General features: G+C 43.7%; 18 protein-coding genes and 1 pseudogene. 3 read left to right on the top strand and 16 right to left on the bottom strand.

What is annotated here, in order from left to right; all coding sequences use genetic code 11:
* Positions 1-138: 138 nt before the first annotated feature.
* The 3 genes from SORDD15_RS05805 to zapA all read right to left on the bottom strand — a co-directional run bounded on the left by SORDD15_RS05805 (position 139) and on the right by zapA (position 3423).
* Positions 139-2475, bottom strand: a complete 2337-nt coding sequence (locus tag SORDD15_RS05805; protein WP_061415400.1) for an endonuclease MutS2 — start codon at positions 2473-2475, stop codon at positions 139-141.
* Between the two features lie 100 nt (positions 2476-2575).
* Positions 2576-3124 (bottom strand): CvpA family protein, encoded by a 549-nt coding sequence (locus tag SORDD15_RS05810; protein WP_061415401.1) that lies wholly within the window; start codon positions 3122-3124, stop codon positions 2576-2578.
* On the bottom strand, positions 3121-3423 hold the full coding sequence (gene zapA, locus SORDD15_RS05815) for a cell division protein ZapA (RefSeq protein WP_061415403.1): 303 nt from the start codon (positions 3421-3423) through the stop codon (positions 3121-3123). Before zapA ends, SORDD15_RS05810 begins: the two co-directional genes overlap by 4 nt.
* 86 nt (positions 3424-3509) lie before the next feature.
* Between zapA and rnhC the strand changes: the two genes are divergently transcribed.
* The 3 genes from rnhC to SORDD15_RS05830 all read left to right on the top strand — a co-directional run bounded on the left by rnhC (position 3510) and on the right by SORDD15_RS05830 (position 7508).
* Positions 3510-4391, top strand: coding sequence for a ribonuclease HIII (gene rnhC, locus SORDD15_RS05820; RefSeq protein ID WP_061415405.1), 882 nt, complete (start codon positions 3510-3512; stop codon positions 4389-4391).
* A gap of 3 nt (positions 4392-4394) precedes the next feature.
* Complete coding sequence (gene lepB / locus SORDD15_RS05825; protein ID WP_061415407.1) at positions 4395-5009, top strand: signal peptidase I; 615 nt, start codon at positions 4395-4397, stop codon at positions 5007-5009.
* A gap of 129 nt (positions 5010-5138) precedes the next feature.
* Positions 5139-7508: an SF1B family DNA helicase RecD2 gene (locus SORDD15_RS05830; RefSeq protein ID WP_061415409.1), complete on the top strand. Its 2370-nt coding sequence runs from the start codon at positions 5139-5141 to the stop codon at positions 7506-7508.
* A 47-nt stretch (positions 7509-7555) separates the two neighbouring features.
* Here SORDD15_RS05830 and tig read toward each other — a convergent pair whose 3' ends face one another.
* The 13 genes and pseudogenes from tig to mapZ form a co-directional block, all read right to left on the bottom strand.
* Positions 7556-8839: a trigger factor gene (tig, locus tag SORDD15_RS05835; RefSeq protein ID WP_061415411.1), complete on the bottom strand. Its 1284-nt coding sequence runs from the start codon at positions 8837-8839 to the stop codon at positions 7556-7558.
* Positions 8840-8929: 90 nt separating this feature from the next.
* Positions 8930-9586 (bottom strand): DNA alkylation repair protein, encoded by a 657-nt coding sequence (locus SORDD15_RS05840; protein WP_061415413.1) that lies wholly within the window; start codon positions 9584-9586, stop codon positions 8930-8932.
* Positions 9587-10219, bottom strand: a complete 633-nt coding sequence (locus SORDD15_RS05845) for a response regulator transcription factor (protein WP_061415415.1) — start codon at positions 10217-10219, stop codon at positions 9587-9589.
* A gap of 10 nt (positions 10220-10229) precedes the next feature.
* A complete protein-coding gene (locus SORDD15_RS05850) occupies positions 10230-11228 on the bottom strand; it encodes an envelope stress sensor histidine kinase LiaS (protein WP_061415417.1) in 999 nt (332 codons plus the stop codon).
* Entirely contained in the window at positions 11225-11923 is a 699-nt protein-coding gene (liaF, locus tag SORDD15_RS05855; protein ID WP_061415419.1) for a cell wall-active antibiotics response protein LiaF, read from the bottom strand. The genes SORDD15_RS05850 and liaF overlap by 4 nt, the downstream gene beginning before the upstream one ends.
* 166 nt (positions 11924-12089) lie before the next feature.
* On the bottom strand, positions 12090-13091 hold the full coding sequence (gene fni / locus SORDD15_RS05860; protein ID WP_061415422.1) for a type 2 isopentenyl-diphosphate Delta-isomerase: 1002 nt from the start codon (positions 13089-13091) through the stop codon (positions 12090-12092).
* Entirely contained in the window at positions 13075-14082 is a 1008-nt protein-coding gene (locus SORDD15_RS05865) for a phosphomevalonate kinase (RefSeq protein ID WP_061415424.1), read from the bottom strand. Before SORDD15_RS05865 ends, fni begins: the two co-directional genes overlap by 17 nt.
* Entirely contained in the window at positions 14069-15022 is a 954-nt protein-coding gene (gene mvaD, locus SORDD15_RS05870) for a diphosphomevalonate decarboxylase (protein ID WP_061415426.1), read from the bottom strand. The genes SORDD15_RS05865 and mvaD overlap by 14 nt, the downstream gene beginning before the upstream one ends.
* Positions 15004-15882 (bottom strand): mevalonate kinase, encoded by an 879-nt coding sequence (gene mvk / locus SORDD15_RS05875; RefSeq protein ID WP_061415428.1) that lies wholly within the window; start codon positions 15880-15882, stop codon positions 15004-15006. Before mvk ends, mvaD begins: the two co-directional genes overlap by 19 nt.
* Positions 15883-15999: 117 nt before the next feature.
* On the bottom strand, positions 16000-16857 hold the full coding sequence (locus SORDD15_RS05880) for a PspC-like choline-binding domain-containing protein (RefSeq protein WP_061415430.1): 858 nt from the start codon (positions 16855-16857) through the stop codon (positions 16000-16002).
* A gap of 93 nt (positions 16858-16950) precedes the next feature.
* A pseudogene (locus SORDD15_RS05885) lies at positions 16951-17641 on the bottom strand (response regulator transcription factor).
* Between the two features lie 11 nt (positions 17642-17652).
* Positions 17653-19077 carry an NADP-dependent phosphogluconate dehydrogenase gene (gene gndA / locus SORDD15_RS05890; RefSeq protein WP_061415431.1) on the bottom strand — a complete coding sequence of 475 codons (1425 nt, stop codon included), beginning with the start codon at positions 19075-19077 and terminating at the stop codon, positions 17653-17655.
* A 75-nt stretch (positions 19078-19152) separates the two neighbouring features.
* Complete coding sequence (gene mapZ, locus SORDD15_RS05895; RefSeq protein WP_061415434.1) at positions 19153-20598, bottom strand: cell division site-positioning protein MapZ; 1446 nt, start codon at positions 20596-20598, stop codon at positions 19153-19155.
* Positions 20599-20608: the final 10 nt, after the last annotated feature.

Here is a 20608-nt window from a genome sequence, read left to right on the forward strand (position 1 = left end):
TTCCTTTATATGTATATATAAAGGAAGGGTATACCCTTCGGTTTTATTCAATTTTCTAGTTCTATTATAGCATATTTGAGGATATTTAAAAGAAATGATAAAAAAGCTTGAGGAATCATGTATTTCCTCAGGCTTTTCTTATCCTTTAAAGGTTACAATGGTGGCACCACTGCCTCCAGCATTTTGTGGAGCATAGCCAAAACTCTTGACATGCTTATTTCTTTGCAGGTATTTGGTGACGCCCTCACGGATGACTCCTGTTCCGATACCATGGATGATGTCTACCTGTGCCATGTTATTGAGCAGGGCTTGGTCGATAAAGGCGTCTAACTCATTCATAGCTTCTTCGTACCGTTTGCCTCGGAGATCCAGTCTGGCTTGCGGACCACGACCAGAAGCACGTTTGACGACATTGACTTGTTTTTTCTTGACTGGGGCTTCTTGCTGAGCCTGAACAAGGTCAAATTCTTTCTCTTCCAAAGTCATCTTGATCAAACCGACTTGGGCTTCCCAACGGCCGTCCTTAAGTTGATTCGTCAAGGTTCCACGTTGTCCATAACTGAGAACCACGATATCATCCCCCACCTTTGGAGCTCGTTTTTTCTTGGCTTTTTGAAGGACCTTGTTTTTAGACAAGTCGACTTTTTCAGGAGCCAGTTTTTTCAGCTCAGCCTTGGCTTCAATGATTTCGTGGGGTTTGAGTTGAGACTTACTGTGAAGATTCTTAAGAATCTGGTCACTCTCACTTAGAGCGAGTGCCACAATCTCGGCAGCCTGTTCACGCGCTTTATTGAGCTCGGTTTCTTTTTCACGATTGAGTTCGTTGTAGAGTTTTTTGAGAGCACGGTTCATCTTGAGGTTTTCTTGCTCGACCTCACGGATATTGTCCAAGCGTTTACGGCTTTCAAGCGTTTGCTCTTCCAATTGTTCAATGATACGGTTGACGTCATTATCCTGATCAACCTGCTGGCTGGCATCTCCCACGATGACATCTGACAAGCCCAGGCGCTTGGCAATTTCAAAGGCATTGCTTCGACCAGGAACTCCCTGCATAAAGCGATAGGTCGGACGGAGACTCGCTGTGTCAAACTCCATGCTGGCATTTTGCACAAAGGCTGTCTCAATACCATAGGCCTTGAGCTCTGGATAGTGGGTCGTCGCCATAGTCTTGACCTGACGCAGACGAAGATCCTCCAGAATAGCCATAGCAAGGGCTGCACCTTCCTGCGGATCGGTACCTGCCCCAAGCTCATCTAGCAATAAGAGCGAGTGCTGATTGACCTTACCAAGAATATCTACGATATTGGTCATGTGGCTGGAGAAGGTAGACAAGCTTTGCTCGATAGACTGCTCATCCCCGATATCAGCGAAGATTTCTTCGAAAATACCGACACGGCTTCCTTTGTCAGCTAGAATGGGCAATCCAGATTGGGCCATGAGCTGGGTCAAGCCCAGGGTTTTGAGCATGATGGTCTTCCCACCTGTATTGGGACCTGTAATGACAATGGCCGTTAATTCCTTACCGAAGTGTACATCGTTTGCGACAGCATTTTTGACCAAAGGATGGCGAACATGAAGGAGTTGAATCTCTTGGTTCTCTGAAAGTTGAGGAACAACTGCTTGTCTTTCTTGAATGAAACGCATCTTGGCACGAATCAAGTCTAAATGGCCGATAATCCAAGCGTCATTCCCAATCTCAGCAGCATGAGGACGGACCCGTTCTGATAGTTCCTGTAGGATACGAATCATCTCATAGCGTTCATCAGCTCGCAGACTAGCGATTTCTTCGCTCAGTTTGACCACCTCACGTGGCTCAATATAGACCGTATTTCCACTAGCAGAGATGTCATGAACAACACCTGCAATCTTATTGCGGTAAGTGTTTTTCACAGGTAAGACCTGACGGCCATTTCTGCTAGCAATTATGCCTTCCGTCAGCATCTGCGCTTTTTGTTTGAGCAAGTCTTGCAAGACATCTCGAACTTGACTCTCGCTATCATGGATTTTCCGACGGATGCGTGCTAGCTCTTCACTGGCGAAATTTTCGATAAATCCTGCATCATTTAGGGCTTGAAGACTCCCTTGCAAGTGTGGAAAATCATGTAGTTTTTCAAACCATCTCGCCAACTGCTCCAAGCGTACGTTTTCAAGATTGGCATAAAAACTTTGCAACTCTCTGCTAGCAAGCAAGATCCGTTTGAGGAGCAGGAACTCCTCAATATTGAGGTCCGCCCCCATCTCCAGACGCTTGCAGACAGCTGATATCTCACGCGTCGCTAGGATGGAAAAGTGAGGTTGCTCCACAAATAGAGCTTGCATTTCCTCCATCTCTGTAAAGGCTTGTTTGATCTTATCCACCTTGGCGGTTGGAGCCAAGCCTTTTAGCTCCTCTAGGCCTTGTTCTGTCAGGAGATGAGGTTCAAACAAGGCCTTGATTTTATTAAATTCTAAGGTTTCTAGTATTTTTGTATTCATATTTTTTCCTTGTATGCTGGTTTACAAGATTATAACAACTAGAGGTTTTGACCTAGTCGTCCAATCTGTAAACAAAGGGCTAGGAAAAATCCCGCCCTTTTTATCCGATTAAATTTGTCACCCAGAGTTGTTTGATAAAGTTTGTCGTGAAAGGGACACTTTGGATGATCTGTTTGGCTACTATACTTTTTTCGAGTGAATTTTGAATGACTGCCAGAGGCACCGTTGCAAGAATGGTCAGAGCCATTTGCAAGACAAATAAGGTTACCAATAGCGACAATAGGCCTGATCCGATACGAAACCATTTGACATCTAGCTTTTTAGTCGGAATCAAGTGTAGGAACAAACCAATAAGTCGTCCAAGGCTGTAACAAATTCCAAAAACCAGGAGATAAGCCAAACCCGCATAAAAGATCTTATCTAGCTGAAAAAGCTGATCTGAAGGGAAGAAAAAGGTTCCCTGTCCTTCCTGAGGATTGGCGTAAGGAACAAGCAAGTGAAATTGATCACCTAGCGATTTATAAAACTGCCCAGCAACAAAGGCTGAAATCACTGCAACGAGAAAATAATAAACTTGCAGGACCAAACCTCTACGGTAGCCGATGTAAAAGCCCCAAGCCAGAACCAATAAGAGCAGGATTGAAATCATAGGGAATCCTCAATCTTGCTCTGTTCTTGTTTGACAGCAACCAACTTGTGACGGAGTTCTAACAACTCTTGCTCCTTGTCATCAAATTCAATTTCACGATTGAGTTGTGTAGATAGACAATTGACCGCCAAAAGAAGCGCAATGGTTTCATCATCCGCCCCAGGCATTTGTTCTTTAATTGCTTGGTATTTTTCAGTCGCAACCTTGGCAATTTCCTCCATAAAGAGGTTGTCATGCTCGGTTGTTAAGGTTAATGTCTTTTTCCCGAATGTAAACTTATATCGATTTAGATTTGCCATAAAATTCACCTCACGATATTATACCAAATTTCGCTAACTTTGTCAGTTTTTACCAATTCTCCTGCTTTTGTGGTACAATAGAGACTATGGCAAGTATCACACTCACACCAAGTGAACAGGAAATTCAGAGCTTTTTAAGTCAGTATCAGAAGGCTCTCAGTCCTAGTAAAAATCCCTATATCCGCTATTTTTTGCGCTTTCCTCAGGCAACGGTTTCCATCTACACTTCTGGAAAAGTCCTCCTGCAGGGCGAAGCTGCTGAGCAGTACGCCAGTTTCTTTGGCTATCAAGTTGTAGAGGAAACCAGTGGACAAGATTTTCCTATGATTGGGACCGATGAGGTGGGGAATGGTTCCTACTTTGGTGGGCTTGCTGTCGTGGCTTCCTTCGTGACACCTGACCAGCATGCCTTCTTGCGAAAACTCGGTGTGGGGGATTCAAAAACCCTGACAGACCAAAAGATTCGTCAGATTGCCCCTATCCTCAAGGAAAAAATCCAGCACCAAGCGCTCCTCCTTTCACCGAGCAAGTACAACGAAGTTATCGGAGAGCGTTACAATGCTGTTTCTGTAAAAGTTGCTCTTCACAATCAGGCTATTTTTCTCCTTCTCCAAAAAGGAGTCCAGCCAGAAAAAATCGTGATTGATGCTTTTACAAGTCCTAGAAACTATGGCAAATACTTGGCGCAAGAAGCTAACCGTTTTCCAAACAAGATTACTTTGGAAGAAAAAGCCGAGGGCAAATACTTGGCTGTTGCGGTTAGCTCTATCATCGCGCGGGATCTCTTCCTCGAAAACTTGGAAAATCTTGGACGAGAACTGGGCTATCAACTGCCAAGCGGCGCTGGAACTGCATCTGATAAGGTTGCTAGTAAAATCCTGCAAGCCTATGGTATGAAGGGACTTCATTTCTGCGCCAAACTGCATTTTAAAAATACTGAAAAAGCCAAAGCACTTCTAGAAAGGTAAATTATGAATTCGCTTAAAACATTTCTAAAAGAATGGGGAGTTTTCTTCCTGATTATCGCGCTGGTAGGCCTTAGCCGCATCTTCCTTTGGAGCAATGTCCGTGTGGAAGGGCACTCGATGGATCCTACCCTAGCCGACGGAGAAGTTCTCTTCGTTGTTAAACACCTCCCAATTGACCGCTTCGACATCGTGGTTGCGCATGAGGAAGACGGAAATAAAGACATTGTCAAAAGGGTCATCGGCATGCCTGGAGATACCATCCGCTACGAAAATGACAAACTCTTTATCAACGGTGAAGAAACGGATGAACCCTACCTAGCTGAATATCTCAACTTGTTCAAAACAGAAAAGTTGCAGAACACCTATACAGGAAAAGGATTTGAAGGCAATAAGGGAGTTTACTTTAGAGAACTTGCTCAAAAGGCACAGGCCTTTACAGTCGATGTCAATTCCAATACCAGCTTCAGCTTTACTGTCCCTCAAGGTGAGTACCTTCTCCTTGGTGACGATCGTCTAGTCTCTAGCGACAGCCGCCACGTTGGTACCTTTAAGGCCAGCGATATCAAAGGCGAAGCAAAATTCCGTTTCTGGCCACTTAACCGTATCGGAACTTTTTAAGATAAGGAAGAGGCCGAGAATGCTAAGTCTCAGTCTCTTTTTCTATTGCGAGAAGAAGACCTTTTAGTCTCCTAGCTTGTTGAAAGAAGCTAAGGGTACAACTCTCACGAACTCATGTAAAGGAAACCTATGGAAGTTTATTTTTCAGGCACCATTGAACGGATTATTTTTGAAAATCCCAGTAATTTTTATCGCATTCTCCTCCTAGATATCGAAGATACGGACGCAGAGGACTTTGACGATTTTGAAATCATCGTTACAGGAACCATGGCGGACGTAATTGAAGGGGAAGACTACACTTTTTGGGGGCAAATCGTTCAGCACTCCAAGTATGGGGAACAGCTTCAGATCAGCCGTTATGAACGCGCAAAACCAACTAGAAAAGGCCTAGTCAAGTACTTCTCTAGTAGTCATTTCAAGGGGATTGGTCTCAAAACGGCTCAAAAAATCGTTGATAGCTATGGTGACAATACCATTGACGAAATTCTGGAACATCCTGAAAAGCTAGAAGGCATCTCAGGACTCTCTGCCAAAAACCGTGAGGCTTTTGTTTCCACCCTCCGTCTCAATTATGGAACAGAAATGGTCTTGGCTAAACTTGCCAACTACGGCATTCCCAATAAACTGGCCTTTCAGATTCAAGATTTTTACAAGGAAGAAACCCTTGATGTTGCCGAAAACTATCCCTACCAGCTGGTTGAGGATATCAAGGGCTTGGGTTTTACCATTGCTGACCAATTGGCTGCCGAACTAGGCATCGAAAGTCAGGCTCCTGAACGCTTCCGTGCTGGCCTTGTCCACAGTCTTTTTCAAGGATGTATGGATACGGGCGATACCTATATGGAAGCCCGAGATTTGCTGGAACAAACCCTGACTCTCCTCGAGTCTTCCCGTCCCGTGGAACTCGAACCCAGCCAAGTTGCTCAGGAATTATCTCATTTGATTGAAGAAGACAAGGTTCAGCAGATTGATACCAAAATCTTTGATAACAGCCTCTTTTTCGCCGAAGAAGGCATTCGTAGTCACTTGGTTCGTATCCTAGAAAAAGGAAAGAAACAAAGTCAGGATTTGGAAACCATTCACAAGCATATCGCTACTGTCGAGCAAGAATTAGCTATCCAATACGATGACATTCAAAAACAGGCAATCTGTGATGCTATCCAGAACAAGGTCTTTATTCTAACAGGTGGACCTGGTACTGGTAAGACAACTGTTATCAATGGGATTATCGCTGTTTATGCCCTTTTAGAAGGGCTTGATCTCAGGAAAAAAAGCAATCTGCCTATCCTTCTTGCTGCTCCAACTGGTCGAGCAGCTCGGCGCATGAATGAATTGACAGGTTTGCCTAGCGCGACCATACATCGTCATTTGGGGATGACGGGAGACGATGATACCAGTCATCTGGAAGATTATCTGGATGCCGACTTCATCATCGTGGATGAGTTTTCTATGGTGGACACTTGGCTAGCCAACCAACTCTTCTCCAATATCTCCTCTAACAGTAAAATTCTCATCGTGGGTGATAGCGATCAGTTGCCTTCTGTTAGTCCTGGACAAGTCCTTGCAGACCTGCTCCAGATACCCCTGATTCCGCAGACTCGCTTGGAACGGATTTACCGTCAGAGTGAAGAATCAACTATCGTCACCTTGGCTAGTCAGATTCGACAAGGCATCTTGCCAGCCGACTTTACCCAGAAAAAAGCTGATCGCTCCTACTTTGAAATCGCTAGTGGCCATATCCCAGCTACCATTGAGAAAATTCTTGGTGCTGCCCTCAGAAGTGGCATTCCGGCTCGCGATATTCAGGTGCTAGCGCCTATGTATCGAGGAACTGCTGGTATTGATGCCATCAACCAACTCATGCAAGACCTGCTCAATCCTCAGCAAAAGGGGCAAGTGAACTTTGAAGCAACTCAGTGTCACTATCGAACAGGGGACAAGCTCATTCACCTAGTCAACGATGCCGAAGTCAATGTCTTTAATGGTGACCTAGGCTACATCACAGACCTGATTCCTGGAAAATACACCGAGTCCAAACAAGACGAGATTGTCATTGATTTTGATGGCAATGAAGTATCATATCCACGTAACGAATGGTACAAGATTCGCCTGGCCTATGCCATGAGTATCCATAAGTCTCAGGGAAGTGAGTTTCCTGTTGTCATCCTGCCCATCACCAGTGCTAGCAAGCGCATGCTGGAGCGAAATCTCATCTACACAGCTATCACACGGGCCAAGAGCAAGCTCATCCTTCTTGGTGAATTACAGGCCTTTGACTATGCAGTCAAGCATATCGGGACTGCCCGCAAGACCTATCTGATTGAGCGTTTCAGTGATTTAATTGAAACTAATATTGAAGAAAGCAAACAAGCCTTCTCTGAAACTGCCACATCAAGTGACTCTGAACAATCCTACATCCTCACCGAAGAAAACTGGTCTAGCATCCCAACCATGATTGGAATTACAGATACAGACTTAAAAGAGATTTTTGGAAAATAGCACAACAAAAATCCCACCTAATCAGGTGGGATTTTTCTCTTTTAAGATTATTTAACTGTTGCAGTGCTTGTGATCAATTCAACTGCTTTTTTGATAGTGATATCGTGTTTCAACATATCAGCTGAAAGCAAGTTTTGTACTTGTGCCACTTCCATATTGTAATCTGCTGCCAATTGCTCAATTTCTTTTTGGATTTCTTCTTCTGAAGCGTCAAATCCTTCAGCTTTGGCAACTGCTTCGATAACAAGGTTAGTCTTCGTACGTGACTCAGCTTCTGCTTCGTATTGTTTGTGAAGGTCTTCTTGAGTAGTTCCTGTGATTTGGAAGTACATGTCAGGGTTGATCCCTTGACGTTGCAAGTTTCCGAGGAATTCATTTACTGAGCGGTGAACTTCTTCGTGGATCATTTCTTCTGGAAGTTCTACGATTTCAGCGTTTTCTACAGCTTTATCAATTGCTGCACCTTCAACGGCATCTTTGTATGCTTCTTCTTTCGCAGCAGTCAATTCTTTGCGGTATTTTTCTTTCAATTCGTCAAGAGTTTCCACTTCTTCGTCGATATCTTTTGCAAGTTCATCGTCAAGAGCTGGAACTTCTTTAGCTTTTACTTCGTGGATAGTTGTTACGAATTTAGCTTCTTTACCTGCAAGGTCTTCAGCTTGGTAGTCTTCTGGGAATGTTACGATAACATCAACAGTTTCACCAGCTGAGTGTCCAACCAATTGGTCTTCAAAACCAGGGATAAATTGACCTGATCCAAGTCCAAGTGAGAAGTTTTCACCTTTTCCACCGTCAAATTCAACACCGTCGATAGAACCAACAAAGTCAATCACAACAGTGTCGCCATTTTCAGCAGCGCCTTCTTTGATAACCAATTCAGCCAAGTTGTTGCGTTCGCGTTCGATACGTTCTTCAACGTCAGCGTCTGTCACTTCTTTTTCTACATCCACTGATACTTCAAGGTTTTTGTAGTCACCCAATTTTACTTCAGGTTTTGTCACGACTTCAGCTGTGATAACCCAGTCTTGACCTTTTTCCATTGAAGTTACGTCAATTTTTGGTTGCGCAACGACTTCAAGACCAGCTTCTTTTACTGCAGCTTCATAAGCGTTTGGCAAAAGTGCGTTCATTGCATCTTGATAAAGAGCTTCTTCACCAAATTTTTGGTCGAAGATAGGGCGTGGAAGGTGACCTTTACGGAAACCTGGAACGTTAAGAGTTTTCTTTACTGAGTTAAATACACGGTCCAATTCTGGTTTGATTTGGTCTTGAGAGATAGTGAAAGTCAAGACACCACGGTTTGTTTCTTTGTTTTTAAATGATACAGACATTCTGTCATTTCTCCTTAAAATTTTTAATACAGTCCATTATACCACATAATAGCGACTTTTTTCAAGTAATGAATGCGCTTTTCAATAGTGCTAGAGGTACTTGCTCGCTTCCTTGATACTAAGTTCAGCCATTCGTTTCTTATTTTTCTCAATATAACGTGCTACCCATTCGGGATTGGTTTTAGAGTAGTCTCTTAGAGCCCAGCCGATGGCTTTGTTGATAAAAAATTCTGTCTGGTCCAGATTGTTGACCAGGATCTTTTCCATTAGTTGGACATTTGTTTTCTCTTTCCTTAACAACTGGTGATCAATAGCGACTCGCCTCAACCAGATATTGTCTGATAGGCTCCATTTTAAAATCACTTCTTCAAGTTCCAGATGGTTAGCCACCAAACTTCCTACTACTCTGTCTAGAATATCTACCGTGTCCCACCAAGACTTGGTCACGACCAGACGCTCAAGCTTAGGCAAATCATTCTCTGTTAGATAAGACTGCATAGCTTTCAAATAGTTGGCGCCCACATATTGGTATTCTCTAGATTCCTTTTCCCAGCAAGTGTCCACAAAATCCCAATCGATCATCTTTGTTTTTTTCGCGCTTGGAAAGTATTTTCTATAGAGCGCATTTCTTTCAGGACCTGCAATGCCTAAAAAGGGAAATTGATAGCGCATATAGGCTTCCATTGGGCCTGCTTTCTCAGGGTCTTTTGCTGCTTCTAGCTCCACAAGTAAATCTGCAAGACTCATCTAAAAATCCTCCTGCCCGACCAAGTGGTGCTGAAAGGCATAGACCGCAGCCTGGGTGCGATCACTGACCTCAAGTTTGGCTAGGATGTTGGACACATGGGTCTTGACTGTCTTGAGAGAGATGAAGAGTTCATCTGCAATGCGCTGATTTTCGTAGCCCTTGGCGATGAGTTGAAGTACATCTCGCTCACGCGCAGTCAAGTCCTCATGAAGTTCCATATGATTGCGGTGGTATTCGACCTTCTTGCTGACCTCTTGTTCAATGGCCAGCTCGCCAGCAGCCACCTTACGAACGGCATGGAGCAGTTCGTCTGCACTAGAAGTCTTGAGCATATAACCTTTAGCACCAGCATTCAAAACTGGCATGATTTTTTCATTGTCCAAGTAAGAGGTCACAATCAAGATCTTGGCTTCGGGCCATTCTTTGAGGATGGCTAAGGTTGCATCAATCCCATTCATCTCAGGCATGACGATATCCATGACAATGACATCTGGGCGCAGTTTCAAAGCCAAGTCAATGCCTTGAGACCCATTGGCAGCCTCGCCCACAACTTCCACATCGTCTTGGAGGTCAAAGTAGCTTTTCAAGCCCAATCGGACCATTTCATGGTCATCTACCAGTAAAATTTTCATCTTTACTCCTTTATGATTCCTTGTCTAGCAGGGGAATACGGATATCAACCGCCAGTCCTTGCTTGGGAGCTGTCAAAAGTTGAACCGTTCCTGCCATATCTTCGACCCGCTCCTTGATATTTCGCAGTCCATAACTCAAGTCGTCTAAACTCCCTAACTGGAAACCAATCCCATTGTCCACCACCTTCAGCTGCAATTCAACATCTGTCTGATAGAGGTAGACATCTAGGCAAGATGCCTGGGCATGGCGAAGGGTATTGCTGATCAATTCCTGCAAAATGCGGAAGATATGTTCTTCAATCTTCTTGGGCAATTCAGACACATTCTGCTTGAGACTAACCTTGAGATCACTCTTGTCCTCTAGCTCTTTTAAGAGGATTTGAATCCCCTCAACCAAACTCTTCTCTTCCAACTCAACAGGTCGCAAATGTAGGAGCAAGACCCGCAAATCCTTTTGGGCTGTTTCTAGGATGGCTGCAACACTTTGCAACTGGGTCTGCATCTTTTCTCTATCCAGCTTCAAAGCCTGCTGACTGACACCTGATAAAATCATATGGGCCGCAAACAACTCCTGACTAACTGTATCATGTAAGTCGCGTGCTATCCGCTTCCGTTCTTTCTCGATGATTGCTTCTTCCTTGACCAGACTTTGATTTTCAGCCTTTTGAACAGCTTCTGTCAAGAGGTTGAGCTTGCCAGACAAGGACTTAAAACTGGCGTCCAAGTCTGGATCTGCAAAGGTAACCACCTCTTTCCCTGCTAGCAGTCGCTTGAGATTGACTTGCATTTTTCTGTGAGAGACTTCTTCTATCACGCGCCAAAATAGGACAAAAAAGAAGGTCATGGAAAGGCTAAAGACCAAGATCAAGAAGATGAGTTTCTCTGTTTTCTCGATATCCTGTAGCAAATAGGACCAATCCAGTTCAAAAATATCAAGCAGACTATTGGCCAAAAAGAGGATAAAGAGGAAAGAAGTCAGGCCGATTAACAGATAAGATTTCTTTTTCATCCTCTGACCACCTCCACATCGCCAACCATAGTAGTTAGGAAAATCTTGACGCTCTTGTTACTCTTGAGGTAGTCTCTGGTTTCCTGATGATAGTGTTCATTGCGGAGGGCTCGCTTGGGCTGATTAAAAAAAGTCAAATCCCCATAGAGACAGTTAACACTGAGACTGACTTCCACATCTACGGGTACAATGATTTTAGTCGTTCCGACCATCTTTCTAAGGATAATGACATTGTCATGATTGGTTAGGATAACTCTTTCCAAATGAATGGTGTCCTTGCCCATGAGGCGAAAGAGGTTGATATCATCAAACTGGCAGGTCTGGTGACTAGAGAAATGATGGAGATTGCCAAACCAAGGATTGCGTTCATTTTTAACCATCACCACCTCTTCAAAGACCAAGTCCGTATCCCCTCTTTCTTGATTCATCATCGGATAGAGAAGAAAGAGACTGTAGATCACCGCTACAAAGATAGCTAAAATCACAAAGGGATTGAGCATGACGATGAAAAAGAAAAGAATAGTCGCCACAAGGAGGAATACGTTGTTGCCCTCTTTACCTGTATAATAGCGGAGCAAGAGCAAAAAGAGGAATAGAATCAGCAGAAAACGCGAAAAATGCTCTGATACCATCAAAATCAGAGCTCCCGTCAACAGACAGGCTTCGATAAATAAAAAGATTTGAAATTTTTTCATAGACTCATCCTCTCCCTTCTATTTTATCACAATTCAAAAAAGTCACCTCGGTCTGAGGATGGAAAAAGGAGATAGGACAGAAATCGCTCCTACAAGCTAGGTTCTTTCAGACCACTACAGTTGACAAAAGGCTACAAAAAAGGGCGAGATTTTTGTCCCGACCTCTCTACATCTGATCTTTTGCTTCTTTTAGTTTACCGTAAAGAATATAGTCTACGTTTTGCAGATCTGCTATGGTGGCACAATTAAGGGCACACATGATCAAACGCAGATCTTCTTTCCAGCCTTGGACAATGCCAATCACTTCTTCGACGGAGTAGGTTTCAATCAACTCTAGAACGGTACGTGACAGTCCTACAGCCTTGGCACCAAAAACCAAGCACTTAATCATATCGAGAGGATTGCGAACACCACCACTTACCAAGAGTTCGACCTTGTCTTTCCAGTCTTGGGCATTGAGAAGGACCTGCATAGTAGACTGACCCCATTGATTAAGGTAATCACGCTGACCACTGCGACGGTTTTCAATATAAGCAAAGCTGGTACCACCACGACCCGACAGGTCAACCGTTCGAACACCCAGTTCATAGGCTCTCTCAATGGTCTTCACATCCATCCCAAAACCCACTTCCTTGAGAATAATGGGAACGGGGATTTGTTTGCTATAATCTGCTAGATGCGATTGCCAGCTTCGAAACTTTCTTTCTCCCTCTGGCATCAGCAATTCCTGCATGACATTAACATGCACCTGCAGGAGAAGTGGATTCATCGCTTCTACAGTCTGAAGTCCCAACTCAACAGGCTTGTCCAATCCAATATTAGTACCAAGGAACAGCTTTGGATGGCTAGATTTGACAGAAAAAGAGTCATCTGTTGGATTTTTGAGGGCTGCGCTATAAGATCCCGTCACAAATAAAATCCCACAGGCTTCTGCCACCTGAGCCAGTTTTTGATTGATTTCTCTCCCCTTATCACTTCCACCTGTCATGGCATTGATATAAAAAGGAAAGTCCCACTTTCGACCAGCAAATTCTGTAGACAAATCAATCTCATCCAGGTCATAAAGAGGCAGTGAAGAGTGAATCAACTCCACCTCATCAAAGCTATTATAGGAACTTTTCTGCTCAAGGGCATAGCGGATGTGCTCGTCCTTACGATTTGTCGTCATATCCAATCCTTTCTTGGTATAAGAGCTCAATCCCCAGATCGACCCAGCGATTTTTTATGGTTTCAGTTGACTGCACATCAAAACTCAAGGCAATTCCACAGTCACCACCACCAGCGCCACTACTCTTGGCAACAGCCTGCAAATCTTGACTAGCTTCTTTCAACTGTCTCAGCGAAGGCGTGTAAATATCTGGGCTCAAACCTTCTAAAAGCTGACTGGCTGTTTCCAGCTGTTCGATGATTTTTTCTGCATTCCCCTGCTCCAAGGCTTCTACCAAAGCAGACACTGTTGCTTTTGAGGAACTTAAAAAATTCTGGTCTATGTTTTGCTTGATTTGCTGGACCATGTCACTAGACACAGCTACTTGCTTGGTCCATCCCACTAGGAAATCACATTCTAGAGCAGGTTGTACTTGTGAGATAGAAAAGCCCCAATCACGCTCCAAAACCGTCGCCAAGCTTTCTTCTTTCAACCAAGCAGCTATCTTCTTTCGATCAAAAGACTGGTAGAGAACCAAATCCTCTGCAACGATACAGGCAAGGTCTCCCATAGAACCATTGTCGCCTCTCTTGAGCAAGACCGCGCTAGCCAGCTTGAACAAGAAATCCTGATCAACCGTAATATCATATAGAGCCAGCAGGGCCTTGATCACCAAGATAACGACGCTGCCACTAGAACCCAGACCAAACTTTTTGCCTTCCCGTTCCATTTTTCCACGGATTTCCAAGGAAAAAGGTTGCAAGGTCTGACCGAGAACAGCAAGGAAGTCTCCCACCAAAGCAATCGTTTCTTGAATCAAGCTGTAGTCAGGATTTGGTGTCAAGTCCACTGCGAAATCAAACATATCTGAATAGATACGATAGTTATCAGAAAAGGTAATCTCAGCCTTCATATAGATGGGGATGGCCTTTATCAAGGCTAACTGTCCTGGCTCTAGAATAGCATATTCGCCTGCCCAATAGAGTTTCCCGCAAGTTTTAACAGCAATCATCTTGTCTCAAATCCTTTGTTTTTGACACAATCAAGCGATAACGTTGACCGAAGATTTCAGATAAATGCTCCAAGTCTTTCTCTTGACAGAGGACCTTGACATTGGGACCAGCATCCATGGTAAAGTAGCAAGCCTCTCCTTGCTCACGAAGTTGGCGAACAAAGTCCATCGCTTCATAAGTCGCATCCGTTAGATAAGAAAAGGCTGGACTAGCAGTTTTGGTCGTAGCATGCATAGCAAGGGCATTTTTCTCCGTTAATTCCCCAACCTTGGCAAAATCATTCTCTTTGAGATAAACAAGCATCTCCTGATAATCTTTCTCAGACTGGCGAACCCAATCATCAAAAGTCGTCGAGGTTTCCACACAGAGTTTCATCCCATCACGGCTAGAAATTGGTTTTTTCTTGTCCTCTAGCACCAACATAATCATAGCTAGTTTCAGGTCTGTTTCTACAGGGTAAATTTCTCCGCTATCCTTATCCCAAGCGCCTAGTGGTCCATAAAAACTCCGAGAAGAAGAGCCTGAGGCAAACTTAGCCTCCTGAGCCAACTGACTTCTATCCAATCCAAGCTGGAAATACACATTGCAGGCCTTGACCAAGGCGGATAGACCACTAGAACTTGAGGACAGACCCGCTGCAGTAGGCATGTTGTTTTGGGTATCAATACGGACAAAACCTTCCCCAGCCGGACGGTAACGGTTGATGATTTTGCTCATCTTAGCATGCTCAGCCTCACTCTGAAGCTGACCATTGATATAAAAGGTATCAGCAGTCGCATGGGCTGGTAGAGGCGACAAGGTCGTCTCTGTGTACATGTTTTCCAAAGTCAGAGAGATACTGCTAGTAGCAGGAACCATCTCTTTTTCTTTTTTCTTTCCCCAATATTTGATAATGGCAATATTTGCGTAGGAACGTACTGTTACAGGCTTTCGATCCATGTCTGAACAGCTCCTTTCTCTTCTAATCGTTTTGCTAGTTCTTGCGCTTGGTCCAGATTGGCTACCAAGGCGATAATACAGCCTCCTAGTCCACCACCACTCATCTTGGCACCTAGAGCACCATGGCTAAGAGTCATTTCAACGAGGGAGTCTGCCTCAGGGCTGCTGACACCAATTTCTTTTAAATGTAAATGCGCTTGACTGAGGATTTGTCCCAGTCCTTCAGCATCTTTTCGTCTAATCGCATCTTCTGCTTGCTGGGTCAATTCTCCCAAGGCATGCAAAAACGGCAGAGCATCCTTCCCCTTGCTTTGAACCACTTGGATAGCTTCACGAGTGTGACCATACACGCCCGTATCAGCAATCACCAAATAGGCAGATAGCTTCATCTCAAGTTCTGTAAAACCAACATTCTTGATAAAGCGAATGGGCTGGTCACTGAGACATGTCTTGGCATCCAACCCGCTTGGATTCATATGGGCAATCATCTCAGCCCGATTGACCAAGATTTCTAGTACATCATGAGGCAGGTCGGCTTGATAGTAGGCAAAAACAGCTCGAATGGCTGCTATGCTGATAGCCGCTGACGAACCCATTCCCCGTTTTTCAGGGATAGCCGAGTCAATCACACATCGAATGCGAGCTTCTTTGATATCCAAATACTCCAGCGAGGCATACACTGCCATGGACAAGGTATCCTCCTCATAAAGACGCCACGGACTTTCAGCAGGGACCACCTTACAAGTCACTTCCACCTCTAAGAGAGGCAGGGAAATAGCAGGATAGCCGTATACAACAGCGTGCTCTCCTATTAAAATAATCTTACTATGTGCCTGACCGACACCAACTTTTTTTGTCATGCTTTCCTTTAACCAGACGAAAAGACCGTCTCATTTCATACAGTAGTATTTTCTACTATCTATTTTATTATATTTTCACAAAAAAAGCGATTGTTTCCTTCACAATCGCCTCTTTCATTATTGGACCCATTCGCCATTATAGTTGACCGAATAGCCTTCTACAGTCGTATTCACTGCCAAAGCACCTGAACTATATGCGTAGTACCATTTACCATTAACCTGGAACCAGCCTGTCTTCATATCGCCATTACTTGTTTGTAGATAATACCACGTCGAACCTTCCTGATACCAGCCAGTCGCCATAGCTCCTGATGAACGGAGGTAGTACCACTTATTACCCAGATATTCCCAACCAGTCTGCATAATACCAGTTGTTGGATCTAGATAGTACCAAGTCGAATCATCGTTTATCCAACCCGCACGTCTTTCACCACCGAGGTAGTCTTTCCCTGAATAACCTGTTTTTGCTAGATAGTACCAGTTAGATTGATCGTAGAGCCAACCTGTCTTTAAAGAATGATCTTCATTAAAGTAATAATTTGCTAACTTAAGGACTTCTGGGCCTTCAAAGCCTTCACCATGTTTTTTGCCAACATTTAATGAATCCTTAAGTTCTAATTGTTGCCAGCCAACAAATTCTTGAAGTACCCCATCTTGGTTAAAGTAGTACCACTTCTGTTGAAGGCCAATTTCGAAAACTGGACGATTATCAAATAAATCATCACGATACCCCGTCCCAGGAATTTCTAAGTATTGCCAACCGACAACCATCTCTCCTCCATCACCAAAATAGTAGGTTTTACCGTCTATTTTATGCCAATAGATCGCTTTGTGGTCATCTTTTATATAGTATTTTCTATTATCCTTATCAACAAACTGTCCACCCGTGGTATCCGCAAATACTGTATTTGTAGCTAGCAAACCAAAGAAAAATGCTGTTAGTGCAACTTGCATCATTTTTTTCAAAAGTTTCATTTTAGTATCCTCCATAACTGATTGTAGCAAAGACTTTACTATATGTCAATATATAGAAACTTCTCAAAAAAAAGCAGTTACACAACTGCTTTTCTATTCTTGCATGGTGTACCCAACACCACGCACGGTTTTAATGTAGCTTTTTTGACCTTTTACATCAAGCTTGCTACGTAGATAACGGATATAAACATCCACGATATTGGTTTCTGTCGCACTTTCGTACTTCCAAACACTTTCCAACAACTGCTCACGAGTCAAGACCTTCTTGCTTCCCATGAGAGTGGCCAAAAGGTCATACTCACGGCGCGTCAGAGCAATCATCTCCTCGCCACGATAAACGGTATGATGTTCTACATCCATACGCAAATTGCGGTAAGACGTTGGAACCTTCATCTGACTACAGTGTTGGTCGATAAAGTCCCGACCTCGGAAAATCGCTGAAATACGAGCCACCAGCTGATCAATAATCACTGGCTTATAGATGTAAGAAACGGCGAAGCGCTGGATTGTCTCAATCTGGTCTTGCAATTCTTCGCGATGATCCAAGACCATGATGACTGAGGCAGGTTTTGTCCGACTCAGCCTCTCTGCAAAATCCTGGGCCGTCACCCCCNCCCAGACGAGCATTCAGTAAAATCAAGTCATAATCTGTCTGGAGAGCCATGGAGAGGGCTTTTTGCCCCTCCTCGACTAGATCAACACGGTATTGCTCTTTTTGGAGTTCCAGACTGAGAAAATGAGCGAGATTTCGTTCTTTCTCAAGTAATAAAATCCGTTTCCCCATGGCAGACCTACTTATTTTTCGTCATACCAAGAGTAGTGGAATGTTCCTTCTTTGTCTTTACGTTGGTAAGTGTGGGCACCAAAGTAGTCACGTTGCGCTTGGATCAAGTTAGCAGGAAGGTCAGCTGAACGGTAGCTATCAAAGTAAGTAATAGCTGCTGAGAAAGTTGGTACTGGTACACCAGCTTGAACAGCAAGAGCTACGATATCACGAACTGCTTGTTGGTACTTAGCTGTAACATCCAAGAAGTATTCATCCAAGAGAAGGTTTGCAAGGTCTGCATCACGGTTGTAGGCATCTGTAATCTTTTGCAAGAAACGAGAACGGATGATACAGCCATCACGCCAGATAGATGCGATGTCCGCAAATGGCAAGTTCCAGTTATTTTCTTTAGAAGCCACACGCAATTGCGCAAAACCTTGTGCGTATGAAATGATTTTTGAGAAGTAAAGGGCTTGACGAATCTTTTCAATCAACTCAGCCTTGTCTCCTTCAAACTTGAAGGCAGCAGGTTTTGGAAGAACCTTACTAGCATGCACACGCTCTTCTTTGTATGTAGAGATGTAGCGGGCAAATACTGATTCCGTGATCAGTGACAATGGCACACCAAGGTCAAGTGAGGATTGGCTAGTCCATTTACCGGTTCCCTTGTTTCCAGCAGCATCCAAGATATAGTCTACGATTGGACCATCTTGACCTTCATCGTCTTTACGGCTCAAAATATCTGCTGTGATTTCGATCAAGTAGCTGTCCAATTCACCCTTGTTCCACTCAGTAAAGATTTCAGCCATGTCTGCTGCAGAAAGGCCTAGCAAGTGTTGCATCAAGTCATAGCTTTCTGCGATTAATTGCATATCACCATACTCAATACCGTTGTGGACCATTTTCACATAGTGACCAGCTCCATCAGGGCCGATGTAAGTTACACATGGTTTCCCATCTTCTGGTGCTTTTGCAGAGATTTCTTCAAGAACGTCCGCAACCAATTCGTAGGCTTCTTTTTGTCCACCAGGCATGATAGAAGGACCTTCAAGGGCACCTTTTTCACCACCAGAAACTCCCGTACCGATAAAGTTGATACCTGAGTTTGCCAATTCTTCATTACGACGGATGGTATCTTTGTAGAAAGTGTTTCCGCCGTCGATCAAGATATCTCCCTTATCCAAATGTGGCAAAAGGGCTTGAATTGTAGCATCTGTACCAGGTCCAGCTTGAACCATCAGCATGATACGACGAGGTTTTTCGATTGAGTTTACAAAGCTTTCAACATCATAGCTTGGCACAAAGTTCTTTTCAGGATGGCAAGCAATCACATCTTCAGTTTTTTCTTTACTACGGTTGTAAATGGCAACTGTATAACCACGAGATTCAATATTAAGGGCAAGGTTACGACCCATTACGGCCATACCAACGACACCAAAGTTAGCTTTTGTCATGTGACACTCCTCTTATTTAATTTGTTTTATTTTATCATTTTTACCTATGAAAGGAAAGAATTTTGTAACGGACTCCTAATAGTCCAAGTCATCTGCATGGCCAGAACCATTCCCTACAAAGTAACCAGTCTTACAGTTGAGGGTGAAGAGGTAGGTTCCATCTGGTTTGTAGAGGTTGTAATAGCCGTTTCCGTTTACAATATTGACACGTTCTAGGATATATTGATTTCCAGTGATATAGCCACGAGCACGTGAGGTTGCTAGGATTTGTTCCAATACACCATCTGCAAACGTCCAAGCAGGGTTATTGCTATCGTCTACAGCTGATTGGTTGTAGGGTACACGACTAGCACTTCTTTGAAGATTAACCCCATCGCCAGACAAACCACCATTTGTATCTCTAGCTGGTGCCGTGGTGCTTGTTGAAGGGGTCGTACTGCTTGCATTGCTTTCTGTAGCTGAGCTTGAGCTTGCTTGACTCGTGCTAGAGCTTGAACTTGAGCTGGAAGCACTGGTTTGTTGGCTCTTGCCAAGACTAATGGCCTTATCCAAGAGTTTGTCTAGTTCTGTGTTGCCTGTCTTAATTTCTGTAAATTTAGCATCCGCCTTGGCTTTCGCATTGGTATCCAAGACACCATCCGTAATAGCTGGACTTTCAAAGAGGACATTAACATCTTGAATAGCCTTGATTTGAGTTGCTAGACTATCATATCTTGACTTAGCTAGTGTATAATCACGGCTACCTTCTAACTTATCTAGCAAGGTTTTCAATTGGCTCAATTTATCAAACTGGCTGTTTTTCAGAGCTGTCTTATTAGTATCTGTATAGAAAGTATCATAGAGATCATTGAAGTCTTTCAAAGCTGTTTGTGTCCCTTGATCATCCGAAGAGGCTGCTTGAGAAGACTGGATCTCTTGGTTTGAACGAGATACTTGACGGTAGACATAATATGTTCCAGCAAGCACAAGGATTGCAGCTACTACAGAAGCAATGATGATGACACCTTTCTTCTTAGAGCCTGTTTCAGGTTCTGTTTGAGCCGAACGTGATAGAGGTGTATAGGTCTCCTCTTCTTGTTCCTCATTTATTTCCTTAGGCTCTGTTTCTGTTAAAACGAGAGGCTCTATTTCAACATTTTCTTCATCTTGAAGCGGTGGAACAAACTGAGTAGTCTCATCATTATCTATCTCTTCAATAGATTCCTCAGCAACCAGGTCTGAATCGTCTACCTGATCAGAAGATTCACTTGATTCACGAACTTCTTGGATCATTTCCTCTAGGTTTTGAGTAGAAGCTAGCTCTTCTTTTTTAAACTGACGAGTTTCAAACTTGTCGGCTTCGATTTCTTCACGGTGCTGTTTGATGTATTTGTCTAAGATACTGTCCTCAGGTAATACTCCTGCTTCAACCTCTTCATTCTTACGAATGACTTGACCAACAGTCAAGTCTTTTGCTTCGTCAAAGTCGAATTGTGGTTCTTGATGTCCTTTTTTATGACGATCACGTCTTTTCTTACTCATGAGTTCACCT

This window comes from Streptococcus oralis (assembly GCF_001578935.1).
Lineage (GTDB): Bacteria > Bacillota > Bacilli > Lactobacillales > Streptococcaceae > Streptococcus > Streptococcus oralis_R.